The sequence below is a fragment of the Lipingzhangella rawalii genome (assembly GCF_031628175.1).
Classification (GTDB): Bacteria; Actinomycetota; Actinomycetes; order Streptosporangiales; family Streptosporangiaceae; genus Lipingzhangella_A; species Lipingzhangella_A rawalii.
This window is the reverse complement of sequence record NZ_JAVLVT010000001.1, coordinates 762467-787932: the sequence shown is the minus strand read 5'-3', so window position 1 is coordinate 787932 and position 25466 is coordinate 762467. Positions and strand designations below refer to the sequence as shown.

27 protein-coding genes and 1 pseudogene are annotated in these 25466 nt (G+C 67.9%); 23 read left to right on the top strand and 5 right to left on the bottom strand.

Annotated features, from left to right (window positions below):
* Positions 1-62: 62 nt before the first annotated feature.
* The 3 genes from RIF23_RS03535 to RIF23_RS03525 all read right to left on the bottom strand — a co-directional run bounded on the left by RIF23_RS03535 (position 63) and on the right by RIF23_RS03525 (position 1735).
* Positions 63-599 (bottom strand): hypothetical protein, encoded by a 537-nt coding sequence (locus RIF23_RS03535; protein ID WP_310910843.1) that lies wholly within the window; start codon positions 597-599, stop codon positions 63-65.
* A 76-nt stretch (positions 600-675) separates the two neighbouring features.
* A complete protein-coding gene (locus RIF23_RS03530) occupies positions 676-858 on the bottom strand; it encodes a hypothetical protein (RefSeq protein ID WP_310910842.1) in 183 nt (60 codons plus the stop codon).
* Between the two features lie 7 nt (positions 859-865).
* Positions 866-1735 (bottom strand): helix-turn-helix domain-containing protein, encoded by an 870-nt coding sequence (locus RIF23_RS03525; RefSeq protein WP_310910841.1) that lies wholly within the window; start codon positions 1733-1735, stop codon positions 866-868.
* 217 nt (positions 1736-1952) lie between these two features.
* Here RIF23_RS03525 and RIF23_RS03520 point away from each other — a divergent pair, with 217 nt between their 5' ends.
* Complete coding sequence (locus RIF23_RS03520) at positions 1953-2570, top strand: hypothetical protein (RefSeq protein WP_310910840.1); 618 nt, start codon at positions 1953-1955, stop codon at positions 2568-2570.
* 171 nt (positions 2571-2741) lie between these two features.
* Here RIF23_RS03520 and RIF23_RS03515 read toward each other — a convergent pair whose 3' ends face one another.
* Complete coding sequence (locus RIF23_RS03515) at positions 2742-3293, bottom strand: ferritin (protein ID WP_310910839.1); 552 nt, start codon at positions 3291-3293, stop codon at positions 2742-2744.
* 280 nt (positions 3294-3573) lie between these two features.
* On the opposite strand from RIF23_RS03515, the gene hisD reads away from it, so the two are divergent.
* From hisD to RIF23_RS03470, 9 genes are all read left to right on the top strand, one after another.
* Complete coding sequence (gene hisD, locus RIF23_RS03510) at positions 3574-4884, top strand: histidinol dehydrogenase (protein WP_310910838.1); 1311 nt, start codon at positions 3574-3576, stop codon at positions 4882-4884.
* Complete coding sequence (locus RIF23_RS03505) at positions 4877-5965, top strand: histidinol-phosphate transaminase (RefSeq protein WP_310911246.1); 1089 nt, start codon at positions 4877-4879, stop codon at positions 5963-5965. The genes hisD and RIF23_RS03505 overlap by 8 nt, the downstream gene beginning before the upstream one ends.
* Positions 5966-6047: 82 nt before the next feature.
* Positions 6048-6641, top strand: coding sequence for an imidazoleglycerol-phosphate dehydratase HisB (gene hisB / locus RIF23_RS03500; protein WP_310910837.1), 594 nt, complete (start codon positions 6048-6050; stop codon positions 6639-6641).
* Positions 6641-6796 carry a hypothetical protein gene (locus RIF23_RS03495; RefSeq protein WP_310911268.1) on the top strand — a complete coding sequence of 52 codons (156 nt, stop codon included), beginning with the start codon at positions 6641-6643 and terminating at the stop codon, positions 6794-6796. Before hisB ends, RIF23_RS03495 begins: the two co-directional genes overlap by 1 nt.
* Before the next feature lie 78 nt (positions 6797-6874).
* On the top strand, positions 6875-7513 hold the full coding sequence (hisH, locus tag RIF23_RS03490) for an imidazole glycerol phosphate synthase subunit HisH (RefSeq protein WP_310910836.1): 639 nt from the start codon (positions 6875-6877) through the stop codon (positions 7511-7513).
* Between the two features lie 46 nt (positions 7514-7559).
* Entirely contained in the window at positions 7560-8288 is a 729-nt protein-coding gene (gene priA / locus RIF23_RS03485) for a bifunctional 1-(5-phosphoribosyl)-5-((5-phosphoribosylamino)methylideneamino)imidazole-4-carboxamide isomerase/phosphoribosylanthranilate isomerase PriA (protein WP_310910835.1), read from the top strand.
* Positions 8285-9073 carry an imidazole glycerol phosphate synthase subunit HisF gene (gene hisF / locus RIF23_RS03480; RefSeq protein WP_310910834.1) on the top strand — a complete coding sequence of 263 codons (789 nt, stop codon included), beginning with the start codon at positions 8285-8287 and terminating at the stop codon, positions 9071-9073. The genes priA and hisF overlap by 4 nt, the downstream gene beginning before the upstream one ends.
* 242 nt (positions 9074-9315) lie before the next feature.
* Positions 9316-11175 (top strand): ABC transporter ATP-binding protein, encoded by a 1860-nt coding sequence (locus tag RIF23_RS03475; RefSeq protein ID WP_310910833.1) that lies wholly within the window; start codon positions 9316-9318, stop codon positions 11173-11175.
* Positions 11172-13040: an ABC transporter ATP-binding protein gene (locus RIF23_RS03470; RefSeq protein WP_310910832.1), complete on the top strand. Its 1869-nt coding sequence runs from the start codon at positions 11172-11174 to the stop codon at positions 13038-13040. The genes RIF23_RS03475 and RIF23_RS03470 overlap by 4 nt, the downstream gene beginning before the upstream one ends.
* On the opposite strand, the gene RIF23_RS03465 is transcribed toward RIF23_RS03470, so the two are convergent.
* Positions 13010-14044 carry a sugar isomerase gene (locus RIF23_RS03465; RefSeq protein WP_310910831.1) on the bottom strand — a complete coding sequence of 345 codons (1035 nt, stop codon included), beginning with the start codon at positions 14042-14044 and terminating at the stop codon, positions 13010-13012. The genes RIF23_RS03470 and RIF23_RS03465 overlap by 31 nt on opposite strands.
* A 117-nt stretch (positions 14045-14161) precedes the next feature.
* Between RIF23_RS03465 and hisI the strand changes: the two are divergent.
* The 13 genes and pseudogenes from hisI to RIF23_RS03400 all read left to right on the top strand — a co-directional run.
* Positions 14162-14536: pseudogene (gene hisI / locus RIF23_RS03460) on the top strand (phosphoribosyl-AMP cyclohydrolase); the annotation flags it as partial.
* 85 nt (positions 14537-14621) lie between these two features.
* Entirely contained in the window at positions 14622-15296 is a 675-nt protein-coding gene (locus RIF23_RS03455; protein ID WP_310910830.1) for a Trp biosynthesis-associated membrane protein, read from the top strand.
* A 25-nt stretch (positions 15297-15321) separates the two neighbouring features.
* Positions 15322-15645 (top strand): HGxxPAAW family protein, encoded by a 324-nt coding sequence (locus tag RIF23_RS03450; protein WP_310910829.1) that lies wholly within the window; start codon positions 15322-15324, stop codon positions 15643-15645.
* A gap of 401 nt (positions 15646-16046) precedes the next feature.
* Positions 16047-16286: a CD225/dispanin family protein gene (locus RIF23_RS03445; RefSeq protein ID WP_310910828.1), complete on the top strand. Its 240-nt coding sequence runs from the start codon at positions 16047-16049 to the stop codon at positions 16284-16286.
* 96 nt (positions 16287-16382) lie between these two features.
* Complete coding sequence (locus RIF23_RS03440; protein ID WP_310911245.1) at positions 16383-16853, top strand: DUF2752 domain-containing protein; 471 nt, start codon at positions 16383-16385, stop codon at positions 16851-16853.
* Positions 16854-16959: 106 nt separating this feature from the next.
* On the top strand, positions 16960-17766 hold the full coding sequence (gene trpC, locus RIF23_RS03435; RefSeq protein ID WP_310910827.1) for an indole-3-glycerol phosphate synthase TrpC: 807 nt from the start codon (positions 16960-16962) through the stop codon (positions 17764-17766).
* Between the two features lie 204 nt (positions 17767-17970).
* Positions 17971-19233: a tryptophan synthase subunit beta gene (gene trpB, locus RIF23_RS03430; protein ID WP_310910826.1), complete on the top strand. Its 1263-nt coding sequence runs from the start codon at positions 17971-17973 to the stop codon at positions 19231-19233.
* On the top strand, positions 19233-20051 hold the full coding sequence (gene trpA / locus RIF23_RS03425; protein WP_310910825.1) for a tryptophan synthase subunit alpha: 819 nt from the start codon (positions 19233-19235) through the stop codon (positions 20049-20051). Before trpB ends, trpA begins: the two co-directional genes overlap by 1 nt.
* 27 nt (positions 20052-20078) lie before the next feature.
* Complete coding sequence (locus tag RIF23_RS03420; RefSeq protein WP_407659369.1) at positions 20079-20678, top strand: MauE/DoxX family redox-associated membrane protein; 600 nt, start codon at positions 20079-20081, stop codon at positions 20676-20678.
* The gene (locus RIF23_RS03415; protein WP_310910824.1) at positions 20632-21564 is read left to right on the top strand and encodes a DsbA family protein; all 933 of its coding nucleotides are present in this window, start codon (positions 20632-20634) and stop codon (positions 21562-21564) included. Before RIF23_RS03420 ends, RIF23_RS03415 begins: the two co-directional genes overlap by 47 nt.
* Positions 21533-22738 carry a prolipoprotein diacylglyceryl transferase gene (gene lgt, locus RIF23_RS03410; protein ID WP_407659368.1) on the top strand — a complete coding sequence of 402 codons (1206 nt, stop codon included), beginning with the start codon at positions 21533-21535 and terminating at the stop codon, positions 22736-22738. Before RIF23_RS03415 ends, lgt begins: the two co-directional genes overlap by 32 nt.
* A 103-nt stretch (positions 22739-22841) precedes the next feature.
* Entirely contained in the window at positions 22842-24002 is a 1161-nt protein-coding gene (locus RIF23_RS03405) for a hypothetical protein (protein WP_310910823.1), read from the top strand.
* A 47-nt stretch (positions 24003-24049) separates the two neighbouring features.
* Positions 24050-25057 carry a hypothetical protein gene (locus RIF23_RS03400; RefSeq protein ID WP_310910822.1) on the top strand — a complete coding sequence of 336 codons (1008 nt, stop codon included), beginning with the start codon at positions 24050-24052 and terminating at the stop codon, positions 25055-25057.
* The last annotated feature ends 409 nt before the right edge of the window (positions 25058-25466 follow it).

Sequence of the window (25466 nt, the reverse complement as noted above, 5' to 3'; positions counted from 1 at the left end):
CGCGTAGGGGTGCCAGCTGCACGGCCACCCGGAGCTGTGGTGTGTCCCCCCCGATACCGGAACTATTCCGGCATGGGCATCGGCTGTTCCGGAGCCGGTTGGGGAACATCGGGTGGCACCATCGGATAACCGGCGGCCACGATCAGTACGTAGCAGATGCCCACGACGATCGTGGCACCGGAAACCCAGCGAACCCAGGTCCCGGTGGTGGGACGGAGGGACAACAGTGCGGTGATGCCCAATAGGGTCGCGCCCAGCGCCTGGGCGCCGTCGGCCAGCATCATGTGCGCGGCCTGCGCGTTGGGCCCGCTGGCTGTCAGCTGCGCGAGAATATGCAACGGCTGGGCCCCGACCAGGACGGCAACGATCAGCAGGAGCCCCGCAGCTGCACAGGTCTCGGCGACGACCGAGCTGTGTTGCGGGCGGGCCCATCCGTTGGTCGTGGCGGTTTCCTCGTCTGGGGGCGCTTCCAGGGCCGGATCTGTGGAAGGCGCGTCTGTCCCGGTGTCCCCTGTCATGCCGTGGGGATCTTCGGAGTCGGTGGTCTGCTGTGCTGTTACGTCGGTGTCTCCGGATTGTTCCGGATAGTGAGAACTCATTGCTTCCAGGCTAGGGGGATCACCCAACCGCCACTGCGCTGGCGACCTCCACCCGGACTGGCGGTGGGCAGGGGAGTCAGCACTCGTCCGTTTCCGGGTTCCGTCGGTGCAGGCGCAGCTCGGAGCGGAGCCGGTGGATTTCGCGGTCGCGTTCGGCGAGGAGCCGACCGACCGTCCAGGTACGCGTCATCGCGGTCAGCCAGGCGCCGAGGACCAGGCCGCCGACGAAGACCGCGACCGGGACTACGACTGTGAGCATCGGAGAGTCACTCCCTCTCGGTCGGTTCGGGATTGGTGCAGGACTCGTAGTAGGAGGCGATGAGTGCCCGCGTCTCCGACTCCTCGAGGGCCGTCGCTGCCACGGCGGCCATTCGCCGCCGGTGCCGTGCGACCTCGTCGCCGTTTTCGAGGAACACTTCGGTTTCGCCACTGGATACATAGACCACGTCGGGGTCGCGCTCGTTGTCGAAGGAGAGGATCGTGCAGGCACCGTCGATACCCGCGTGCGCCCCGACGGTGAAGGGCAGAACCCGAAGTCGGACGTTGTCGCGGTTGCCGCAGCTGAGCAGATGCTCCAGCTGTCGTTGACGCGTCCGGGCCGAGTCGACGACTCGGCACAACACAGACTCGTCGACGATCGCGTCCACGCTGAGGGCCGGTGTGCGTTCCAGGTTCTGGCGACGTAGCCCCAGGGCCTCGATGCGACGACGTTGTTCCTCAACCCCGGCTGTCGGGTGGGTGACTTTGAGGACGGCGTGAGCGTAGTCGTCAACCTGGAGCAGTTCCGGAACCAGCTGGGGGCACCAGAGCCACACGCTGCTCGCCTCAGCCTCCAGCCCCACGTAGGCGTTGGATAGCACGTCCGAGTAGGCCGACCACCACGAGCGCTGGCGTGCCTCGCGCGCAAGAGTGATCAGGGCCTCGCGCTGGGCGGGACCAACTCGGTAGTGGTCCAGGAGGTCGGCGACGTCTCCCCAGTGGGCGCGAATCTGTCCGGTCTCGATCCGGGACAGTTTGGCCACCGACCAGTCGAGGGAGCGGGCTACCTCCGCGGTACGCAGGCCCGAATCCTCTCGGATCCGCCGCAGCTCCCGTGCGAGCCGGCGCTGCCGTACGGTGGGGCTCTGTCGTTGCATACGGGCCGTCTCTCGGGGTGGCTGTCGGCTTCCCGACTTCGCAACCGTCAGATTCGAGTATCGCAATCGTGCAAGTTGCATGGTGCGGGTTGTACGCGAGGATACGCCGTGCCCACGGTTCGGGAAAGGGGCGTGGGGCGAGGAAAGGGCACGTGTCCACGGACGGGGTCCTCCGGGGCCGTGGAGATTCGACCGGATGCAGAGAGGGGAACCAACTGTGCGGGTCCAGCTCGTGACCGGAGCGACGGTGGCAGCAGCCGTCGCGGTGCTGGGGGTGCCGGCTGGTCTGCTGTGGTGGTGGCTGGTTCCCCGTGCGGAGGTGATCGTGGCCCCGGACGGAACCACGCACCCGGGGCCGCTCCCGGAAGCGCTGTTCGCCGCGGACGGCTACTTCGCCGTGATTACGGCGGGGGTCGGTCTGGTGTGTGGCTATCTGGCCTACATTGCGCAGTACCGCTGGTCAGCTCGATTGCACACGGACCTGAGGCTCGTGGTGCTGGTGGGCCTGGCCGTGGGTGCGGTTCTGGGTGCCTTGTTCGCCTGGGCCGTAGGGGTGGCCGCCGATCTCCCCGGTGTCGAACGTGCCCTGGAGGAAACCGAACCCGGCCAGGTGGTTCCCGCCCCGTTGGGCATCCGGGCCTATGGGGCCTTGGTGTTCTGGCCCTTCCTGGCTTTGACACAGTACGGCCTCGTCGACCTGGTGAGCGTGTTACGAGGCGATCTTGCCGTCGATAGCGCCGGCGATTTCGGCGATGTCGCCAGCACCGAGGAGGTCAACGGCCCCGCGGGAGGCGACGAACGGTCGCGCGAGGAGCCGCCAACAGCCGCCCCGTGACGCTGTGTCCGCGGACCGGTTTGGGGATACCGGCGCCGGGCCTCGGGTTCGGGAGCGGCTACGGCGGTTCTGGTGTCCGGGGGCGGTCCCCAGATCATTGGGGCGGGAATGGTCGATGGGAGGCGGGACATTCTGGTCGGGGTCGTCAGTGCCCGCCCCACCAGCGAGACCTTAGCTGACCGCAGGCCCCGCTGTTCCCGGTGCAGTGGGATCCTGTGGCTCGTCTGGCATGTCCCGCGCGACGAATGCCTCCACGTCGAAGAGGTTCCCGTTGCTGCGCTCGATCACATTCAACAGCGTGGACATTTTTGCGACCTCCTCGACCTGCTCCGCGAGGAACCACTGGAGGAACTGCTCGCCCTGGTAGTCGTGTTCCTCCCGGGCTGCGGCCGCCATACGGTTGAACTGGTCGGTGACACTGCGTTCCTGGCGCAAGGCCGCTGCAACGACCTCACGGGCGCTGTCGAACTCGTTCTGGACTGTGTCAATTCCGGGAATAGAGAACGGAATGTCATTATCCAGGAGAAATCGAATAATCATCATTCCATGGTCCCGTTCCTCCAGGGACTGGCGGTAGAAGACACGGGCCAGCTGGGGTAGGTCACGGGCGTCGAACCACGTGGCCATCGCGATGTACTGCTGCGCGGCGGCCAGTTCGTGGGCGACCTGTTCGGTGAGGAGTCGGTGTAGGTTGGAAGGCTTCTGTTCCGAGGCAATCGTCATCGTCGTCATGGTTACGAGAATAACCGAAACGTACTTCCGATGCGAATTTGGTTGACGTTGGGTTCGCCACTTAGGAAAGCCTGTTCTGTGTTGGTTTAGGTAAGTGAGTCCAAAGTAAGGAATGGCTAATGTAAGTCTCATGTTCCGAGGTTCGGTGCATTGGAGACCTGTGGCCGCCGGGGCCCCAAGGAGTTGGAGCCCACGTTTCGCGTCCGTCGCGCCGGGGCCAGCCCCCACGGGGTGGCCACACCACCCCCGGGACCGCCCATAGAATGGGCAGGTGCTCACCCGAATCGATCTTCGAGACACCACGGGCGATCCGCGCACGCTTCTTCCCCGCGCGGATCTGGACGTCGACGCGGCCCTCGAGCTGGTGCGCCCCAGCTGTGCGGCGGTTGCCGAGCGCGGGCTTCCCGCCCTCCTCGAACTCACCGAGCGTTTCGACGGCGTGCGGATGGAGTCACTGCGGGTTCCGCCCGCGCGGGTGCACGGTGCGTTGTCGGAGCTGGACCCCGAGCTCCGTGCTGCTCTTGAGGAGTCGATCCGCCGGGCCCGTGCCGTCCACGCCGCCCAACGCCCACAGGACACCAGCACTTCGGTGGTTCCCGGAGGTACCGTTACCCAACGCTGGATCCCGGTGGAACGCGTGGGGCTGTACGCACCCGGCGGGCGCGCCGTCTACCCCTCCAGCGTGATCATGAACGTGGTGCCGGCCCAGGAGGCAGGTGTCGGCTCCCTGGCGGTGGCCTCGCCACCCCAACCAGACTTCGGTGGCCTGCCCCACCCCACGATTCTCGCCGCGTGTGCCCTGTTGGGCGTCGATGAGGTCTATGCGGTAGGGGGAGCCCAAGCGGTGGCGATGTTTGCCTACGGGACCACCGAATGCGATCCCGCCGACATGGTCACCGGCCCCGGCAGCGTGTGGGTGGCCGCCGCCAAGCGGCTCCTCAAGGGACGTATCGGCATCGACACCGAGGCCGGCCCCACCGAGATCGCCGTTCTGGCCGATGACACGGCCGACGCTGCCCTCGTGGCCGCGGATCTCGTCAGCCAGGCCGAGCACGATCCACTCGCGGCTGCGGTCCTGGTCACCGATTCGGAGCGCCTGGCCGACGCGGTGGAGACACAACTCGCACGGTGCGTGGAAGACACGAAACACAGCGAGCGGGTGCGCGAGGCACTCACCGGCGTCCAGTCCGGAGTGGTGCTGGTCCGCGACAGCGCCCAGGGGATCGAGGTTGTCAATGCCTACGCCGCCGAGCATCTCCAGATCATGACCGCTGCCCCGGATCGGGACGCCGCCCGGATACGCAACGCCGGCGCTATCTTTCTCGGCCCGTATTCCCCGGTCTCACTGGGGGACTATTGCGCCGGCTCCAATCACGTGCTCCCCACCGGCGGGTATGCACGCCACTCCGGCGGGCTGAGTGTGGGGACCTTCCTTCGTGGCGTCCAGGTCATCGACTACGATCGCTCGGCGCTCACTGCCGTATCCCCACAGGTTCGGGCCATCGCCGAGGCCGAGGATTTCCCCGCCCACGGTGCGGCCATCACTGCACGCACCGAGCAGATCGGGGGCGATGATGAGTGAGTTGGGTTTGGACCAGTTGCCGGTCCGCGCCGACCTTCGCGGTATGACACCCTACGGTGCCCCGCAGCTCGAGGTTCCCGTCGCCCTCAACACCAACGAGAACCCTATTCCACCCTCGGCGGAACTCAGTGCGGCCATCGGTGCGGCCGTCGCCGAAACCGCCCGAGGGCTGAACCGCTACCCGGATCGGGACGCCACACGCCTGCGGGCCGATCTCGCCCGGTATCTGGGCCATGGCCTCAGCCAGGAGAACGTGTGGGCAGCCAACGGCTCCAATGAGATATTGCAGCAGCTGTTGCACGTCTTCGGCGGACCGGGCCGTACGGCCCTGGGGTTCGAACCCTCCTACTCGATGCACCCGGTTCTGGCCCGGGTTACCGGGACAGCGTGGATGGGCCTGGACCGTGGGCAGGACTTCCGGATCGACCCGGAGGAGGCGCGGGCGGCGGTCGCGCGGCACCAGCCCACACTTGTCCTGCTCACCTCACCCAACAACCCCACGGGCACGGCTCTGGAGTTGGAGACTGTCGAGGCCGTGGCCGAGACCTGCCCGGGCGTCGTCGTGGTCGATGAGGCCTACGCCGAGTTCCGCCGGGAGGGAACCCCCAGCGCCGTCAGCCTGTTGGAACGCTATCCTCGCCTCATCGTGACCCGCACCATGTCCAAGGCCTTCGCCCTGGCCGGGGCCCGGATCGGCTACCTGGCCGCGCATCCGGCCGCGGTCGAGGCGCTCCAGCTCGTGCGACTGCCGTATCACCTCTCGGCGACGAGCCAGGTGGTGGCCAAAACGGCCTTGGACCACGCCACGGAACTTCTGGCCTCGGTGGACGAGCTGCGCGCGGAACGTGACGCCTGCGTCACCTGGCTCCGGAACCAGGGGTACACAGTGGCCGACTCCGACGCCAATTTCGTCATGTTCGGCACCTTCTCCGACCGCAGTGCGGTCTGGAACGGTCTCCTGGAACGCGGCGTCCTCGTACGCGAGGTGGGGCCCCCGGGCTGGCTTCGGGTCACGGTGGGCACCGCTACGGAAATGGCGCGCTTCCGCGCGGCGTTACTGGAAGTGACCCATCAGGCTTAGGGAACAGGCGCGGTTCTGCGTCGCCCCGCCCGACGCGGAACTCCAGCCGAACGCGGACCACAGCCAAGCACGGAGGCACCCCATGAGTCGTACCGGCCGCACGGAGCGCACCACGAAGGAGACCAAGGTCCGCCTCGAGGTGAATCTCGACGGTACCGGTGCCGCCGACATCGCCACCGGTGTCGGCTTCTTCGATCACATGTTGGAGCAGCTCGCCAAGCACGGCCTGTTCGACCTCACAGTGCACACCGAGGGCGACCTGCACATCGACTCCCACCACACGATCGAGGACACGGCCCTGGCCCTGGGCTCCGCCTTCTCCGAGGCCCTGGGTGATCGGGCCGGGATCCGTCGCTTCGCCGACGCCAAGGTGCCCCTGGACGAGGCCCTGGCCGAGGTAACCGTTGATGTCTCGGGTCGTCCCTACCTCGTGCACACCGAGCCGGAGAACATCGCCCCGGTCATCGGCGGCGACTACGACACGACCATGACCCGGCACATCTTCGAGTCGTTCGTGGCCCAGGCCCGGATCGGCCTCCATGTGCACGTTCCCTACGGGCGCAACGCACATCACATCGTGGAGTGCCAGTTCAAGGCGTTCGCCCGGGCACTGCGGTTCGCCTGCGAACCGGACGCGCGGGTCGTCGGCGTGCCCTCAACCAAAGGCACTCTGTGATGACACAGGTGTGGGGTGTCCTCCTTATCGCGCTGGGAGGCCTGCTCGCCGGAGGAACATTTTCCCTGTGGCGCGTGAACAGGGCCGTGGCGCTCGCCCTGGCCGTGTGTGCGGCGCTGGCGGTGATCGCCGGCATCCTGCGCCTGGACTACTGAAGCTCGGTTCGTGGGCCACCGTCCCACACCGAAACTGGAACGCGGCGAGAACGACGCCACCGAGACAGGGGGACACAGGTGAGTCCAGACGTTGTGATCCTCGACTACGGTTCGGGGAACCTACGCTCGGCGCAACGTGCTGTGGAACGTGCCGGCGCGCGCGTGCACGTCACCGACGACACCGCCGCCAGCGTGGACGCGGCGGGACTCATCGTTCCTGGTGTGGGCGCATTCGCCGCATGCGCCGAGGGACTTCGTTCCGTGGGCGGGGAGCAGATCGTCGAGCGACGCCTTGCTGCCGGAAAGCCGGTACTGGGGATTTGTGTGGGAATGCAGATTCTGTTTGAGCGAGGTGTCGAACACGGGGTGACCACCGCAGGATGTGGACGGTGGCCCGGCACGGTCGAGCGTCTCCAGGCACCGGTGGTGCCCCACATGGGCTGGAACACAGTCCGTGCACCGGAACACTCCCGCATGTTCGCGGGAATCGCGCCCACCGAGCGCTTCTACTTCGTCCACTCCTATGCCCTACGCAGCTGGGAGCCCACCGGGCAACTCCGCGAGCAACGGGAACCCGCCCAGGTCACCTGGTGCACACACGGTGAACCGTTCGTTGCCGCCGTGGAGGACGGCCCGCTGTGGGCGACCCAGTTCCACCCCGAGAAGTCCGCAGACACCGGTGCGCGGCTGCTCACCAACTGGGTGAGCAGCCTTTAGGGCACCACATCCCACAGCAGTAGCGCTTTCCACCTGGAGTACACCGATGCCAAGCAAACTCGAGCTCCTTCCCGCCGTGGACGTGTCCGAAGGGCGGGCCGTGCAGCTCGTCCGGGGAGAGGCCGGCACCGGCGGCACCTACGGCGACCCGCTCGCCGCAGCCAGGAAGTGGCAGGAGGAGGGAGCCGAGTGGATCCACCTGGTCGACCTCGACGCCGCGTTCGGGCGCGGCAACAACCGACAGCTGTTGGGGGAGATCGTCCGTTCTCTGGACATCAAGGTCGAGATGTCCGGGGGAATCCGCGACGATGAGTCCCTCCGGGCGGCGTTGGCCACCGGATGTACGCGGGTCAACATCGGTACCGCCGCACTGGAGAACCCCGAGTGGTGTTCACGGATCATTGCCGAGCACGGACCCCGCATCGCCATCGGCCTCGACGTGCGTGGGAGCACCCTGGCCGCGCGGGGCTGGACCCGCGAGGGGGGTGACCTGGACGCCACCCTGGAGCGGCTTGAATCCGCCGGATGCGCCCGCTATGTGGTTACCGACGTCACCAAGGATGGGACCCTCCAGGGACCCAATCTGGACCTGCTGCGCACGGTCTGCTCCCGCACCGGAAAGCCCGTCGTCGCGAGTGGCGGAATTTCCAGCCTGGACGACCTTCGAGCGATCGCGGGGCTCGTCCCGGACGGGGTCGAGGGGGCGATCATGGGAACCGCCCTCTACGAGGGAGCCTTCACCTTCCCCGAGGCGCGTGAGGCGGTCAACGCATGAGTCTGGCGCGACGGGTGATTCCCTGCCTCGACGTGGACGCGGGACGGGTCGTCAAGGGGGTGAACTTCGCGAACCTACGCGATGCCGGCGACCCCGTGGAGCTGGCACACCGGTATGACCGTGCAGGTGCCGACGAACTGACGTTCCTCGACGTGACGGCTTCCAGCGCGGACCGGGAAACCACCTACGACGTCGTTCGCCGCACGGCAGAGCAGGTTTTCATCCCGTTGACGGTGGGGGGTGGTGTGCGCTCCGTCGCCGATGTGGACCGTCTGCTTCGCGCCGGAGCGGACAAGATCGGCGTGAACACCGCGGCGATCGCCGCCCCGCAGCTGCTGGCCGACATCGCCGAACGCTTCGGTCGTCAGGTGTTGGTGCTGTCCGCCGACGTGCGTCGGGTCACCGGCGGGGGGACCGGCGACGATGAGGGGAATGTGTCCAGTGGCTTCGAGGTAACCACACACGGGGGGCGTCGTGGCACGGGTATGGACGCGGTGGCCTGGTGCGCCCGGGCCGCGGAGCTGGGGGCCGGGGAGATCCTCCTCAACTCGATGGACGCCGACGGAACCAGGACCGGATTCGACCTTGACCTCATCCGGGCGGTCCGCGCTGTCGTCGATGTCCCACTGATTGCCAGTGGGGGCGCGGGACGGGTCGAGCATTTTCCCCCCGCGGTTACCGCCGGCGCCGATGCGGTGCTGGCCGCATCCGTGTTCCACTTCGGTGAGTTCACGATCGGTGAGGTCAAGACGGAACTGGGCAACCACGGGCATCCTGTGCGCTAGGGAGTGTTGGGTGCGTGCTTTCGGGGCAGGGAGCGGTCCCGGAGGGCGGGGCCGCGCACGGCCGGAATGCCAACCGCCTCCGGAGCGACACTGGCTGAGCATTCCGGTGCAGCCCGTGTCCTTTCGGCAGCCGCGAGCCCGAGAGGATCCAAGGAGCCAGTCAGAACACGAGCCGCCAGTCCACCGGCCTTCCCGGCTTCGTCGGCCCGGCGCGCGGCACACTCCCGGGAGGACCCACCCTCATGTCTTCATCCACGGCTGATCCGGATCCGCATTCCGAGATTCCCGTGTTCCGACGTGGCCTGCGCGTGCTGTGGGTGGCGATGCGCACCGAACCGTGGGTGTTCGCCCTCGCGGTCCTGGGAAGCGCCGTCCACGCCGTAACGAACGTGGCCTCCGCGCACGTCCTGGGATATCTCACCGACACAGTGATTCTGCCCAGCCTCGACAGTGGCGCGACCACCACCGCCTTACTCACCACCGCGGCCGCGCTCCTGCTGGGGGTCGGGGTTCTCAAGGCCCTGGGAATTGCGGCGCGTCGCTTCTACGCCGGCCTGCACCAGTACCGGATGCAGGCCCGGTACCGCAGGGCCGTCTCCCGCGCCTACCTACGCCTGCCGATGTCCTGGCATCAGCGCCACCCCACGGGCCAGCTGCTCAGCCGTGCCAACGCGGATGTGGAGGCCGCGTGGCAGCCGCTGGCGCCACTCCCACTCGTTGTGGGAAGCCTGTGCATGTTGGTCGTGGCCGGTGGCGCGATGCTCCACACTGATCTCGTTCTGGCCCTGGTGGCCTTCGTTGTGTTCCCGGCCGTCGCTCTGGTCAACGTGATCTTCCAGCGGCGGCTCGCACCGGTGGCCACCCGCGCCCAGGCGTTGCGGGCACAGGTCGCCGGGGTTGCGCACGAGTCCTTCGATGGTGCGCTCGCGGTCAAGACCCTGGGCCGTGAGGACACGGAGACCAGGCGGTTCGCCACGCAGGCACACCGGCTGCGGGATGCCCAGATCCGTCTGGGCCGACTTCGGGGACTGTTTGACCCCATCATGGAGGCGCTCCCCAATCTCGGTGTGTTGGCGGTGTTGTTGGTGGGCATGGTGCGGATCTCCTCCGGCGCCATCGGGCCCGGAGATCTGGTACAGGTCGCCTACCTGTTCACCCTGCTGGCGCTTCCGGTGCGCTCGCTCGGCTTCGTGCTGGGCGACCTGCCCCGCAGTGTGGTCGGATGGCGTCGTGTCCGCACAGTGCTCGACGCGGACGGCGAGATGGACCACGGTTCCCGACGTCTGGAGCCCGGCGGCGGACTCGCGGTCGGGGCGCACGGACTCGGCTTCGACTACCCGGACACCGAGCGCCACGCCAATGCCACGACACTGCACGAGGTCAACCTCACGGTGCAGCCGGGACGAACTACGGCCCTTGTCGGACCGACGGGATCCGGAAAGACCACGCTGACCCTGCTGCTCGCGAGGCTTGTCGACGCCGATTCCGGCACGGTCACCCTGGACGGCATCGACGTACGTGATCTCGCCCACGGTGAGATCGCCCGAACCACCGCGCTCGTCCCACAGACAACCTTCGTCTTCGACGGGACGGTGCGCCACAACGTCACCCTCGGCGAGGACCATTCCGATGCGCTGGTCTGGCAGGCACTGCGTCTGGCACACGCCGACTCCTTCGTGGCGGCACTACCCGAGGGGCTGGACAGTCACCTGGGGGAGAGGGGAACGACCCTGTCCGGAGGGCAACGGCAACGTCTGGCCCTGGCGCGGGCGCTCGTCCGGCGCCCGCGGCTGCTCATCCTGGACGATGCCACCTCGGCGGTGGATCCGCAGGTCGAAGCACGGATTCTCGCGGCACTGCGTGAGGGAATGGCGGGCACCCAGATGACCACGGTGGTGGTGGCATCCCGTCGGGCCACGATCGAACTGGCCGACGATGTTGCCTACCTGGCCGGGGGAACCATCGAGGATCACGGTACGCACGCAGAGCTGCTCGCGCGGTCGGCGGGATACCGGGATCTGGTCACCGCCTACGAGCGGGCTGCACGACGGGCGCGGCTCGACGGGGACGATCCGCGACGCGACCAGGAGGCGGCACGGTGACGACACGCCCCAGACCCGAGGCAGAACCGAACGTCGGTGAGCAAACGGAATCCACGACAGCGACCGGGGCGCAGGCCGTCGCCCTCAGCCAGGCGATAGACTCGGCTCCCCGCACGATCCTGCGGGGGCTGCGTCTGTCTCCCGAGTTCACTCGGGGGCTGTGGCTGACCGTGCTCCTGGCCCTGTGCGCCACCGCAGGCAAGGTCGTGGTCCCGGTCGCCGTACAACAGGTCATCGACGTCGGTATCGTCGAGGCCAGCGCTACGGCGACGCAGCCGCAGCCCGACATCAGATTCGTGACCATCGCCGTGGCAGCCTGCGCGGTGTCCGTGGTTGTGACCGCCGCCTGCACCTACGCGATGAACGTTCGGCTGTACCGGGCCACTGAGTCAGGTCTGGCGAGTTTGCGAATCCGCGCCTTCCGACACGTGCATGACCTGGCGACCCTGACCCAGAACAGTGAGCGCAAAGGCGCCCTGGTCTCGCGGGTCACTGCCGACATCGACCAGATCAGTAACTTCATGCAGTGGGGCGGGATCCTGCTGATCGTCAGCAGTGGCCAACTGCTGATTTCCACGGGCCTGATGGCCTACTACTCCTGGCAGCTCACCCTGGTGGTGTGGGTCTGCTTCCTGCCCCTGTTCCTCGCGGTGCGGGCCCTGCAACGGTGGCTGTCCCGTGCCTATCTGCGGGTTCGGGAACGCACGGGGGACATGCTCGCGGCGATTTCCGAAGCTGTGCTGGGAGCTGCCGTCATCAAGGTGCACGCGAGTGAAGACCGCACCACCCGTCGGATTAGCGATACCGTGCACGCCACCCGTCGGGCCCAGACCCGCGCCCATCGGCTCGGCGTCACCGTCTCCCCCCTGGCCGAGCTCGTCGCGGCGACGGCCAGTGCCGCCGTCGTGGTTCTCGGAGTGCTCCTCGGGGTTGCGGGCAGTGTGACAGCGGGCCAGCTCGTGGCCTTCCTGTTCCTGTTGACACTCTTCGTCACACCGATGGTGATGGCCACGGAGGTTCTTAACCAGGCCCAGGACGCCATTGCCGGATGGCGACGGGTGCTCGCCGTCCTCGACACTCCTCCCGATGTGGCTGACCCGGGGCCGCACGGAACACGGCTGCCCCAGGGCGCGATCAGTGTCCACGCTGACCACCTCACCTACGCCTATCCCGGCGGTGAAGCGGTCGTGCAGGACGTATGCCTGACCATTCCGGCCGGGCACCGGATTGCCATCGTGGGCGAGACCGGATCGGGCAAGTCCACGCTCGTCAAACTGCTCACCAGGCTCATGGATCCGACCTCGGGAACGGTCCGGCTGAACGGCGTCGATCTGCGCAGCATCGCGTTCTCGTCCCTGCGCCGACGTGTGGTTCTGGTGCCGCAGGAGGGTTTTCTGTTCGAGGGTTCCCTCGCCGACAACCTACGCTTCGCGCATCCGGACGCCAGCACCACCGAACTCACCGAGGCGATCGCCGAACTGGGGCTGTCCGAATGGGTCGCCACCCTCCCCGACGGGGTCGATACCCAGCTGGGCCAGCGAGGAGAGTTTCTCTCGGCCGGGGAACGCCAGCTGGCGGCGCTGATCAGGGCGCACCTGGCGGGCGCTGATCTGTTGGTGCTCGACGAGGCCACCTCCGCGGTGGACCCGGCCACCGAAACCCGACTGCAACAGGCGTTCGACCGGCTCACCCGGAAACGCACCGCGGTGACCATCGCCCACCGGATGTCCACAGCCGAGGCGGCCGACGAAGTCGTGGTCCTCGACGGCGGCCGCGTCGTACAGCGGGGGCCGCACGCCGAGCTCGTCGCGGCCCCGGGACCCTACGCCGACCTTTACGCCTCCTGGGTACGTGGAACGGCCTGACCGCTCCTGGGGCGCCTCCCCACCTCGCGCTGGCTCCACCAGTGCTCGGCCAGCAGTTCCGGAATCACCGGCTCTGTGAGTAGGGCCACGTCTTCGTCGCCGTCGCCGGAGTAGCGGATGCCCGTGGCCTGCCCCTCCAACTCGCCACCGACGGTAACCACGGTTCCGCGTAGCTGGAGAATCTGATCCATGGCTCGTTCGTCGTACCGCGATCCCCGCAGCAGGAGGGCCTGGTACCGCTGGGTTGCCGCCAGATAGCGGTCGGTGTGCGCCCACTCGGCCGTCTCACTCGCGTGGGCGGCACGGACCGGCCCCCGGCGTACCGCAAGTGCCCCCTGCTGTGCCGACGACAGTCGCTCCACCGGAGCCAACAGGTGTATCGCACCGGGGCCGGACAACCGCTCGGCCAGCTGACCCACCCAGTGCGGTGCTCGTTCCACCAGATCGGCCGTGGCATTCGCGGCCCGCCGCACCAGCACGGAGACATCGGCGCTCGCCCCGGCTGGCGCCGCTCCCAGGCGGGACGCCAGATGTAGGAGCATGGCCTGGGCGTGTTGGAAGGTTCGACAGGCGAGGGTGTCCTCGCCCGGTTCGAGGGGAACCAGAACATCGGCGAAGCTGGTCAACGGGGAGGAAACATCGGGAGTGACCAAGACAATCGGAGATCCACCCGCGTAGTGGTCCAATGCGGGTGCGAGTTCGCGCTGGCCCCCAGCGACCACAACGGCCACCACGAGGGTGCCTGGACCTGCCGGGCCCAGACGTCTGGCCGCGGGGGACTCGGTGCGTGTGGGCAGACCGGCCTGCCGTAGGCGATCGACGATCGGCCCGGCAGCGTAGCGGGCCGCACCCAGCCCGAGCAGCACCACCTCGTCCGGTCCGTCCTCGATCAGACCGGGCAGGGCCCGGAATGGATCCACGCGAGAGAGGCGCTGGGCCAACCTGTTCAGTGCGGCCGGCTTACCGGCCAGCTCGTCGGCCAGGTGCTGCGCGGTCAGTGTCATCCTCCCGGAGTGGTGGCGTCGGTGCGAGCTTGGTGCTCGTCAATGCCGGGCCACAGCGGCGGTTGGGCACGGGTGGCCCGGTACGATCGACCAGAGCTTAGAGCATAGGCTGGCGCCATGAGCCATGGTTGTCCCGAGAATTCGGGGGACGGGACGACACCCGCCCTCGATCCTGCCATCGCGGTCCGCCTACGGCGCACCACGGACGGACTCGTCGCCGCCGTCGTCCAGGACCAGCACAGCGGCGCGGTGTTGATGATGGCGTGGATGGATGACGAGGCCCTACGGCGGACCCTCACGACCGGCCAGGCAACCTACTGGTCGCGCAGCCGTGGCGAGTACTGGGTCAAGGGGGCCACGTCGGGGCACACGCAGCGGGTGGTCAACGCTGCTCTCGACTGCGACGGTGACACCGTCCTGCTCCAGGTCGAGCAGGTGGGAGCCGCATGCCACACGGGTGATCGGACCTGTTTCGACAGTCAACCGCTTGTGGTTGGGGGCAGCAGGCCCGATGCGTCATCCACGGACAGCACGACCGCCGCGGGAGTCGAGGTGAGCGCTGAGGGGAGGCAACACGATGAGTCGGGTGTCACCGGGCCGTGAGTACGCCGTCGTGCTGAGTGTGCTCGCCATGGCAGCAGGTGGGCTGCTCCTCGCACTGAGCCAGAGTTGGGCTGTTCCGTCGGGCGACGCGGGGCCAGTGCCGGCTGGCCCGGAGCTGGCTGGGGGAGAGGTGAGTCCACTGGCCGCCGCGACCGCGTGGGCGGCGCTCGCGTCTCTGGCCGCCGTGCTGGCCACCCGTGGCTGGGCGCGGCGCACCGTGGGTGTTGTGGTCGCCGCTCTCGCCGGTGCGGCGGCGGCGGATATCGTGCGGGCGGTCCGCGTGGGTCCACAGCAGTGGAGCGTCGGCGCGGATACCGGCGCCGGGGGTGCCGCTGAGGCCGGAAGCCCCACCACAGCCAACGCCGAGACTGTCGGCTCGCTCACACTCGACTGGACGTGGCCGGTTGTCGGAATCGTGGCTGCCGTCGTCCTGTTGACCGTGGGGGTGGTGGTCCTCACCCGGGGGGCCGCGTGGCCCGTGATGGGAGCCCGGTACGATCGCGGTGGTGGTCAGGGGCACGCCGGGGATCCGCAGGATCCCAGCACCCTGTGGAACGCGCTCTCCGAGGGGCTCGATCCCACCACGGAGGGGGACGCGGCAACGCGGGAGGCTCCGGAGCGCTCCATCCACCCGGAACCCAGGTACTGAGTCAACGCGCGATGAGGGAGCGGTAATGGCCGAGGCACACCACGACGACCATGGCAACACCCCGGCAGCCTGGTTTCTCACTGTCTCCTGGACGGTGGTGTGGTCAGCAGGAGCGGCCATGATCATCCTGACCGAGGATGTGTTGGTGTGGAGCCTGGTGACCCTGGGAGTCAGTGTCGTCTGTGCCGTCATTTCCGGTGTCATGAAGAAGGCGGGACTGGGACGGAAACATCCCCGTGTTGCCCCCGAGGCCTCGGAACCCCACTCCGCCCCAAGCTCCACGGCGGCGGGTGTCAGCGACGAGGCGACCGAATCCGGCGCAAAGCCGCAGCCGGTCGCCGGGTCCTAGTCTGATACTCTGCGCGAGTACTGAGCTCCTGGACAGGAACGAAGCCGCGTCGTCCGGTCGTATCCGGATCGTTCCCCTTCACTGGGGTGCGTGTGACATGATGCGGCCTGTCCTTGATCGCCGCCCCGAACCGGTTTCCGGCCCTGATCCCCGTCGGTAAACATCTCCGTGAGGGGGCCGCGGAAACAGGCATTCGCCATGGTTACGAAAGGGGCAGCGCGCCCATGAGCTACGGTCCTCCTTCGGGTGGCTACGGCCCGCCACCCGGGCCTCCCGGCGGTTATGGTCCACCACCCGGGCCTCCCGGTGGCTACGGTCCACCACCCGGGCCTCCCGGCGGCGGCCCGCCCCCCGGCCCGGGTATGGGTGGCCCGCCTCCCGGCCAGCAGCCGGACAACTGGATGTGGGCAGCGATCGTCTCCCTGCTCTGCTGCACCCTGTTCGGGATTATCAGCCTGATCTTCTCGCTCCAGGTCAGCAATAAGTGGCAGATCGGGGACTACCACGGAGCCCAGGATGCCGCGAACAAGGCCAAGATCTTCGGACTCATCGGCCTGATCGGTGGTGTGTTGAACGCGGTGTGGTGGACCTTCTACTTCTTCGTACTGGTGCCGGCACCAACCGGAACGCACTACTACTGATGGGCCGGACCATCTCGGTTCGCCATGCGGGGCCATCGCCATCCCACGGTGGCCCCGCGGGTAGCATCGGCCGCAGGGGGTGAGGTTGTGGACGTGATGGCGGGTCCGCACGATCGGACACAGTCCCGATGGCGAGCTGGTCTGGACCGCATACACCCCGCGGTGTGGCCGATAGCGCTGGCTGGCCTCGCCCTGGGCGCCGCCATCCTGGTCCACTTCGTGGATCCGAATGAGGAGGGCAACTATCCGGTGTGCCCGTGGCTGGCGCTCACGGGAACCTACTGTCCCGGATGCGGCACGATGCGTGCCGTCGCGGCGCTGACCCACGCCGACATTGTGGGGGCGCTCCAGATGAACCTCCTCCTGATGGCATTCCTGCCGTTTCTGGCCTGGGCCTGGGCCACATGGCTGTACCGCGCATTCCGTCCCCCGAAACGTCCGCCTCCGGTGCCACGTCCCCTGTGGCTGTGGCTCATGCTCGTGGGCATACTCGGATACTGGATCGTGCGGAACATACCGGCGGTAAGCTTTCTGGCTCCCGGAGGCGTACCCGCGCCCCTACTGTGAGGCCGCTGCCGACTTTCGGTGAGGGCAGTGCCACGGCGGTGCCGCCAGCCGGCTACGATCGGTGCTGACTCACAAGGACGTGGACCGGTAGAGGAGGGGCGCCGACGTGAGCGTACTCGAGGAGATCCTCGACGGTGTGCGCGCCGATCTCGCGGAACGGCAGTCCGCCACCCCGCTGGAGCGGCTCAAGGAGCAGGCCGCGGGCCTCCCCGGCCCGATCGATGTTGCGGCTACGCTGCGTGGTCCCGGGGTGGGGGTGATCGCCGAGGTGAAACGCGCCAGCCCCTCCAAAGGAGCCCTGGCAGCGATCGCCGACCCGGCGGCCCTCGCACACGATTACGCTCAGGCCGGAGCCTGCCTGATCAGTGTGCTTACGGAGGAGCGCCGCTTCGCGGGAAGCCTGGCCGACCTGGCAGCCGTTCGGGCCACTGTGGATACGCCGTTGTTGCGTAAGGACTTTGTCGTCAGCGCCTATCAATTGTGGGAGGCGCGCCTGCATGGTGCGGACGCGGTGCTTCTCATCGTCGCGGCACTCGCGCAGGAGGCCCTGGTGTCACTCGTCGAGCGGGCCGAGTCGCTGGGATTGACCCCCCTGGTGGAGGTACACACCGAAGAGGAGGTCGAGCGGGCGGTGGCCGCCGGGGCCACCGTCATCGGTGTGAATTCCCGCGACCTGCACACCCTCCAGGTCGACCGGGACACGTTCCGGCGGCTGGCCCCACTGATTCCCGATGACCGGGTCAAGGTCGCCGAGTCCGGAGTGCGGGGGCCGCACGATCTCCTCGCCTATGCGGGTGCCGGCGCGGACGCGGTCCTGGTGGGGGAGAGCCTGGTCGTTGGCGGCCGACCCCGCGAGGCAGTGGCCGACCTGGTGACAGCCGGTGCACACCCGGCGCTGCGGGACCGGCACTGAACCGCACCTGAGCACCCCCATCCGGCGACGGATGCACTGGCCTGCATTCGCCAGTGGTGGCAGTGGTGGCAGTGGCTATGGTGGGTCCTGGACACGGCTACCGTGGAATCACGGACCGGTGCCCGCGCGACCCCGGTCCCGCAGCGCACTACCCGCGTGGGTCCTGATCTGCGTATCCGCGTCCCGATTCCCGGAGCTACCGATATGTCCACGACTTCTTCTCCAGTAGACCACCCCTACCCGGTGCCCGACTATCGGGACGGGAACGGCCACTACGGATCCGTGCCCGGCTATGGCGGCCGATTCAGTCCGGAGGCCCTGGTGGCCGCCCTGGACGAGGTTGCCGCGCATTGGGAGCACGCCAAGGACGATCCCGAGTTCCGGGCCCAGCTCTCCACCCTGTTGTCCGAGTACACCGGGCGCCCGAGCCCGCTGACCGAGGCACAGCGGTTCGCTCGGCACTGTGGGGGCACGCGGGTTTTCCTCAAGCGGGAGGACCTCAACCACACGGGGTCCCACAAGATCAACAATGTTCTCGGCCAGGCCCTCCTCACCCGAAGGATGGGTAAGTCCCGGGTCATCGCCGAAACCGGTGCCGGTCAACACGGTGTCGCCACAGCCACCGCCTGTGCACTGCTGGGGCTGGACTGCGTCATCTATATGGGTGCCGAGGACACGGAGCGCCAGGCCCTCAACGTGGCTCGCATGCGCATGCTGGGTGCCGAGGTCATTCCGGTCACGATCGGCAGTCGAACCCTCAAGGACGCGGTCAACGAGGCGTTTCGGGACTGGGTTGCCAACGTCGATACCACGCACTACCTTCTGGGGACGGCCGCCGGCCCCCATCCCTTCCCCACGATGGTGCGCGACCTGCACTATGTCATCGGGGCGGAGGCGCGCACCCAGGTGCTGGAACGGACCGGGCGACTTCCGGACGCCGTCGCGGCCTGTGTGGGCGGTGGTTCGAACGCGATCGGGATCTTCGCCGCCTTCGTCGATGACCCGGATGTGGCGCTCTACGGCTTCGAGGCCGGCGGGGACGGAGTCGACACGGGACGGCATGCGGCCTCCATCACCGGCGGGTCGGCCGGCATTTTCCAGGGGGCCCGGACCTATGTGCTTCAGGACCAGCACGGACAGACCGTGCCCAGCCACTCCATTTCGGCGGGCCTGGACTATCCCGCGGTCGGTCCCGAACACGCCTGGCTGGCCGACAGCAATCGGGCGACCTACCGCCCGGTCACTGACGACGAGGCGATGGCGGCATTCCAGCTGCTGTGCCGGACCGAGGGCATCATCCCGGCGATCGAGAGCGCACACGCGCTCGCGGGGGCGCGCCAGCTGGGTCAGGAACTCGGTTCCGACGCAACCGTTCTGGTGAACCTCTCCGGGCGGGGAGACAAGGACGTGGACACCGCCGCCCGGTACTTCGGCTTTCTGGAAACGCACAGTGAGGGGAGCGCCTGATGCGGACCCGGTTGCACGACCGGCTGGAGCGAACCCGCCAGGAGGGCCGTGCCGCACTCATCGGATACCTTCCCGCCGGATTTCCCACAGTCGCCGACTCGGTCTCCGTCATCGAGGCAATGGTCGCGGGAGGCTGCGATGTGGTGGAGGTTGGTTTGCCCTACTCCGATCCCACCATGGACGGCCCCACCATCCAGCGTGCCGCCGGCGTCGCGTTGGAGGCGGGCACCACTCCCACGGACGTTCTCCGAGTGGCTGAGGCCACGGCCGAGACCGGCGCGGCCGCTCTCGTGATGTCGTACTGGAACCCCGTGGACCACTACGGGGTGGCACGCTTCGCAACAGACCTGGCTGCCACCGGGGCCTCGGGGATGATCACCCCGGACCTCCTGCCGGAGGAGGCCGGTGCGTGGATCGAGGCCAGTGACGCCGCCGGCCTGGATCGTGTGTTCCTGGTGGCCCCGTCCTCGACCGACGTCCGGCTGAAGACGACCACCAATGCCTGCCGGGGCTTCGTCTACGCCGCCTCCCTGATGGGGGTGACCGGAACCCGGGCCCAGGTCGCCGGTACCGCCCAGCAACTGGTGTCTCGCACACGCGCGGCCCGCGAGCCCGGAGCGGATCCCCTGCCGGTGTGTGTGGGCCTCGGCATCTCCACGGGCGATCAGGCCGCCGAGGTCGCCGGATACGCCGACGGGGTCATCGTCGGAGCCGGATTCTGCCAACGTGTGCTCGATGCTGTGGACATGGCCAGCGCTCGCTCCGCGGTGCGCGCGTTTGCCGAGGAGTTGGCCCAGGGAGTACGACGGACGGATTGAGGCGTGCGTCACGATAGTGTGTCCACGATGAGGTCACGGAACGTGCTGATCAGGACGCTGCCCGCGTGGGATACCGCCCAACCGTGGGTGACCCTGCTCGCGCGCCTGGCGCTGGCCGGAGTGCTGGGCTATGCGGGCCTGAGTAAGGTCACCGCGCCCGTGGTTTCTGTGCAGGCGGTGGAAGCCTATGAACTGCTGCCACCCGAACTGGCACGGGTGGTGGGCTACACCCTGCCGGCATTCGAGATCGCGCTGGCGGTGCTGCTGCTCCTGGGGTTGGCCACACGCTACGTCGGTGCGCTCACTGCCGTGCTCATGGTGGTGTTCACCGCCGGTATCGTGTCCGCGTGGGCGCGCGGGCTGTCCATCGACTGTGGCTGTTTCGGCAGCGGTGGCCAGGTTCCGCCGGGGGAGGCGGATTATGTGACGCCGCTCCTGCGGGACCTTGGATTTGTTCTCCTTGCCGGAATCGTCATGATCTGGCCGCGTTCCCCACTATCGGCTGACCAGGCCTTCGGGCTCTACCCCGCCCAGTCCCCCACCGACCGTTTTGCATCCGAATCAACGAACGGGGATGACGATGAGCAAGGCGTCGCCACGCGCCGCCCGGGATCGGCTGAAGGCTGAACAGCAACGGCAGCGGCGGCGCAACCAACAACTCAAGCTCGTCGCGATAATCGGGGCCGCTGTCCTGATCGTCGTCCTGGTCGCCGGTGGTGGTTACCTCTACAGCATTCAGGACGAGGGCGAGGACTTCACCGGTGACCTCGCTCCGCAGGTCCTCCAGGAGGACGGCAGTGTCGTGATGGCGCAGGAGGACGCCCAGGCGCCGGTCGTCGAGGTCTACGCCGACTTCCAGTGCCCGGCGTGTGCCGACTTCGAGGACGTCAACGCCGGAACACTGCAACAGCTCGCCGCCGAAGGCGAGGCCATCGTGCACCTGCGGACGGTCAGCATCTTCGCCTCCCAGGACGCAACCGCCGGCGCCAACTCGCTGCGCGCCGCGGCGGCCGCCCGGGCGGCCGCCGATCATGACCGTTTCGTCGAGTACTCCGAGCTGCTGTGGGAGCACCAGCCCTCGAACAACTCGGTGGGTTATGTGCCCGAGGACCTGATCGCCTGGGGCGAGGACGTCGGTATTGACGCCCCCGAGTTCGCCGAACGTGTGCATTCCGAGAGTGAGCTGATCGAGCGGTACTACGACGACAGCGTCGACGTCGACCTCGGGGGCAGCTATGTCGAGGAGGTCCTAGAGGCGACGGCATCCGTGAACGAGCGTTACCCTGCGGGCAGCGCTGATGCGTTCACGGGTACTCCGACGGTGTACGTGAACGGCGAACGTCTCGGCAACGAGATGTACAGCAGTCGTGGCCTACGCGGCGCGGTCGAGGACGCCGATCCGGGGAGTACCGACACCCAGCCCTGGTCTGCGGAAGCCACCGAGGACCATCCCCCCGACCCCGACGAGGAACCCGAGGACGATGACGCAGCAGATGACACCGAGACTGATTGACCTCGGTCCCATACCGCCCCCACCGTTGCAGGACGGGATCAGTCTCGGGCCCGTCACCATCCAGATCTACGCGCTGTGCATCCTGGCCGGGATCGTCGTCGCGGTGTGGTGGGGAGAGCGGCGCTGGGTCGGAATGGGGGGCGAGCCCGGGACCGTCCTGGATGCCGCCGCCCCCGCCGTGCTGCTCGGCATCGTCGGGGGACGGCTGTATCACGTTATCTCCGACTATCAGCTCTATTTCCTGCCCGACAGTCCCAATCGTCCATGGGAGGCGCTGGCGATCTGGCAGGGCGGGCTCGGCATCTGGGGCGCCATCCCGATGGGCGCACTCGGTGTGTGGATCGTCGTCCGCCGCAAGGGCATCTCGCTGACCAAGTTCTCCTTCGCCGTGGCGCCGGGAATCGCCCTGGCTCAGGGCATCGGACGCTGGGGCAACTACTTCAACCAGGAGCTGTTCGGCGCGTCCACCAACCTGCCGTGGGCGGTGTACATCCAGGACCGTCACGTTCAGGTCGTGGAGCAGGTCGCCGGAATTCAACTTCCGGGGAACACTTTCCATCCCACCTTCCTCTACGAGTCCCTGTGGTGTATCGCCCTGGCCGCTCTCCTGGCATGGCTGGGACGCCGCTATGAGACGCTGCTGGGCGGTGGACGCTTGTTCGCCGTGTACGTCATGGGCTACTGCCTAGGGCGCTTCTGGATCGAGTACCTTCGAGTCGACCCGGCGAATGACATCCTGGGTATGCGTCTGAACAACTGGACCACCTTGGCGGTATTCGCCGGAGCGCTCGCCTACTTCCTCTGGGCCGGGCGCAACCAGGAACGCTTCTCCCAAGTGGTGCGTCCAGAATCACCCCAGGACGAGGACCGGACCACGGTCCCCGCGGCGGTAAGCTCCGATGTGGCCGGCGCGGACGCGCCCACCGACGGTGCCACTGATCAGACGACACCACCAGGTGCCGACGCAGACACGGGGACGGGCGTCCGTGCTGAGGCCGAGATCGGTGCAGCCGTCGACACACCGGCTGCCGAATCCGAGTCCGCGACGGAGATCGACGCCGAGGCCGATGCGACTGCCGATACGGCGGATCCGGAATCGCAGACGGAACGAGACTCGAGCTCGAAGCGGGACACCGAGGTGCACCCGGACCGGGACGGCAGGTCCGAAGACTAGCCCGGGTCCGGGAGCGAACACACCGATGGCTGCGCCGGAGCCGACACCATGGCAGACGCCACGCCCGGGGAGACACCATGCGCCGTAGGCGAGACGGGGTGCGATGAGTAACGCTGACAGCAGCGCCACCGACACGGCGGCGGATCGCCAGGAACGCGGTTCCCGCAGGCGCCGTGCCGACCGCGCCACGAGCCGGACCGAAGACGAGAACAGCGGCGACACCGTGGCCGGATCGGATCGGGCCAGCCAGACGTCGTCGAAGCGGCGCCGCGCGCCCCGCCGAAAGGACGGCCGCGCCTCCCAGGACGGAGGGGATCGTGCTCCGCGTGAGCCCACACGTGACCCCACACGTGAGCCCACAACCGGGGGGCGGCGACGCGTCCGTGCCACGGGCGCGGACACCGAGTCGGGGCGGTCCCGTCGACGGGAGCGAAGCCCACGGAACCCGGGCGCGTCCCGTGGGGGCAACATGGGCGAGCGAAGTAGCCAGATTCTGGCGAACCTCGCCGAGCAGAGCCGTCGGCGCCGTGGAGGATACGTCCTGGGCGGGCTTCTGGTTTCCTGCGGGGTGGCACTGTTGGCCCTGCTCGTCCTACTGGGAATGCAGGTGTTCGGAGCGGGAGTCACCAGCAGCCAGGCCGAGGCGCCGATCGTGGATCCGCCGGAGGGGCACTCCCGGCTCCAACCGGACGTCTACAACGCGGCGCCACAGGCCGAAATGTTCGACTCCCTGGCCGAACGGGAAGGCGATGCCTCCGAGTTGACCGAGGAGGGACTGTTCTCCCAGGACGAGGACATTGCCGCCGCCGGTGTCGAGCTCAGCCTGACGGATACTGAGGTCACCGATGTGTGCACTGCCACGGTCTGGGGCGATGAGCTGGCAGAGACCCTGTCCGAGGGACAGTGCACCGCGGCGGCCCGTGGGCTGTACCACGACGAGGGCGAGGAGTATGTGGCCCAGTTCACCCTCTTCGATCTCGCGGAGGCGGGACACGCTGAAGCCGTGGCTGAGGAGCTCGACCCCGCCAGTCGCGATCCGGGTTTCGTGCTACCACTGGAGGGTGACCACGAGGGGCTCCAAGACGGCTACAGTCAGGCAACAGCCCAGGTCATCGGGCATTACCTGGCGGTGTACTGGGTGGCGCGTTCCGACGGGGAGTCTCCGGGAGACGACGATTCCCTAGCCAGCCTCAATGTTGCGGTGACCGAAGCCGCAGATCCGGTGTTCGAATGGGTGAACGCGGCCAACGCCGAGGACGACTAGAGTAGCTCCGGCCAGCCACCCCAATCACGAACCGACGTGGAGTAGCGGTGTCACCTTCCGGTCCGGACGAGTTCGAGTCCCATCCCCGCGCCGTAGTTGCGCCGGAGAGCACCGGGACGGATCCGGCGCGTGAGCGTGGCGGTCGAGGACGGAGCCGGCGCCGCCCCCGACGGTCACCGGCTTCGGGGCGTGGGCGCCGCGCCACGGCGGTCGCGGTGGTGGTCGTCGCGCTGGTGGGTGTGGGAGGTGCCGTGTGGTGGGTACTGAGCGGTGCGGAGAACAACGGGGACGGTCGTCCCGCCGCGGTGCGCATCCACGAGGCCAACCAGGCAGGTCGGGTGCTGCCGGACCGGGACCGCGATACACGTCCGTTGAGTGAGTACGAGGTGTTCGAGCGTGGTGGTGAAGAACTCACGGCAGATGAGGTGACCTTCACGCTTACCCAGCACCGCGTGGATGAGGACTGTGCGGCAGCGGTCACCGGTGAGCGTGTCGTCGAGGTGCTCGCCGATGCAGGCTGTACCCAGGTCGCCGTCGGCAGTTACGAGGCAGCGGAGCATGTCGGGCAGATCGCCTTGTTCAACCTGGAAGACACCGACGGCTCCCGCTCCGTGGCGACGGCGCTGGACCAGGCGGCCTCCGCCGCCCAAAGTGAGCAATCCGACACGGATGCGGCGGGCGATGCTGGTTTCCTTCGCCCCGACCCCGCGGACACCCCCCTCGGCGACGGGTACAGCGAGGCCGAGTTGACGGTACACGGTCACTATCTGGTGGCGGTTTGGGCCCAGCGCAGCGACTCAACCTCCGTGACGGAACGGGACAGTCTCGCCACCCCCCTGATCGCTCTGAACAAGATCGATATGGCCCTGTTCCGTCGGCTCAGCGAGCACGACGCCCCTGCCACACCGCAGGAAGAGCAGCCCAACGACACCCCTGCGGACTCGGCGACCCCACAGCCACAACAGCAGGAACAGGCCGAGGAGCCCGAGCCGGCCACCCAGCCGGACAGTGCCCCCGAAGCCGAACAGCAGGGCGGCACCCCTGAGGGGCCGTAGGCCCGGTTTGGTGGGGTGACTGCGGGCAACTCGGGGTTCGGCGACCCCCGCCTGGCGTGGTGCGGCGCCGCGGACCCCTGGATCCGTGGGAATGATTCGTGCCAGGTTTGGGGACCCGGCCTCCCGGTTTCTGTGCCGCGTTCCCACGGGCGTCCCGCCAGATTGGCCGTGATGGGGGAGCATTCCCGGCGGGCTAGGGAGTTTCTACATCGCCTCCACGTCCCGTTGGCCGCCGTGCGGTGTCGCCCACCGAACGCGCACCGCGCCCAGCCCGGCACACACAGGGTAATTCCCCGACACGATCCACCGGGCCACCACTCCAGTCGTAGTCGCCCCGAGCCCACACCAAGCAGGTTCGAAAGCACGCCCTGACCGGCACGGCGGAGCTTCGGCGTGGGGGTGGCGTCCC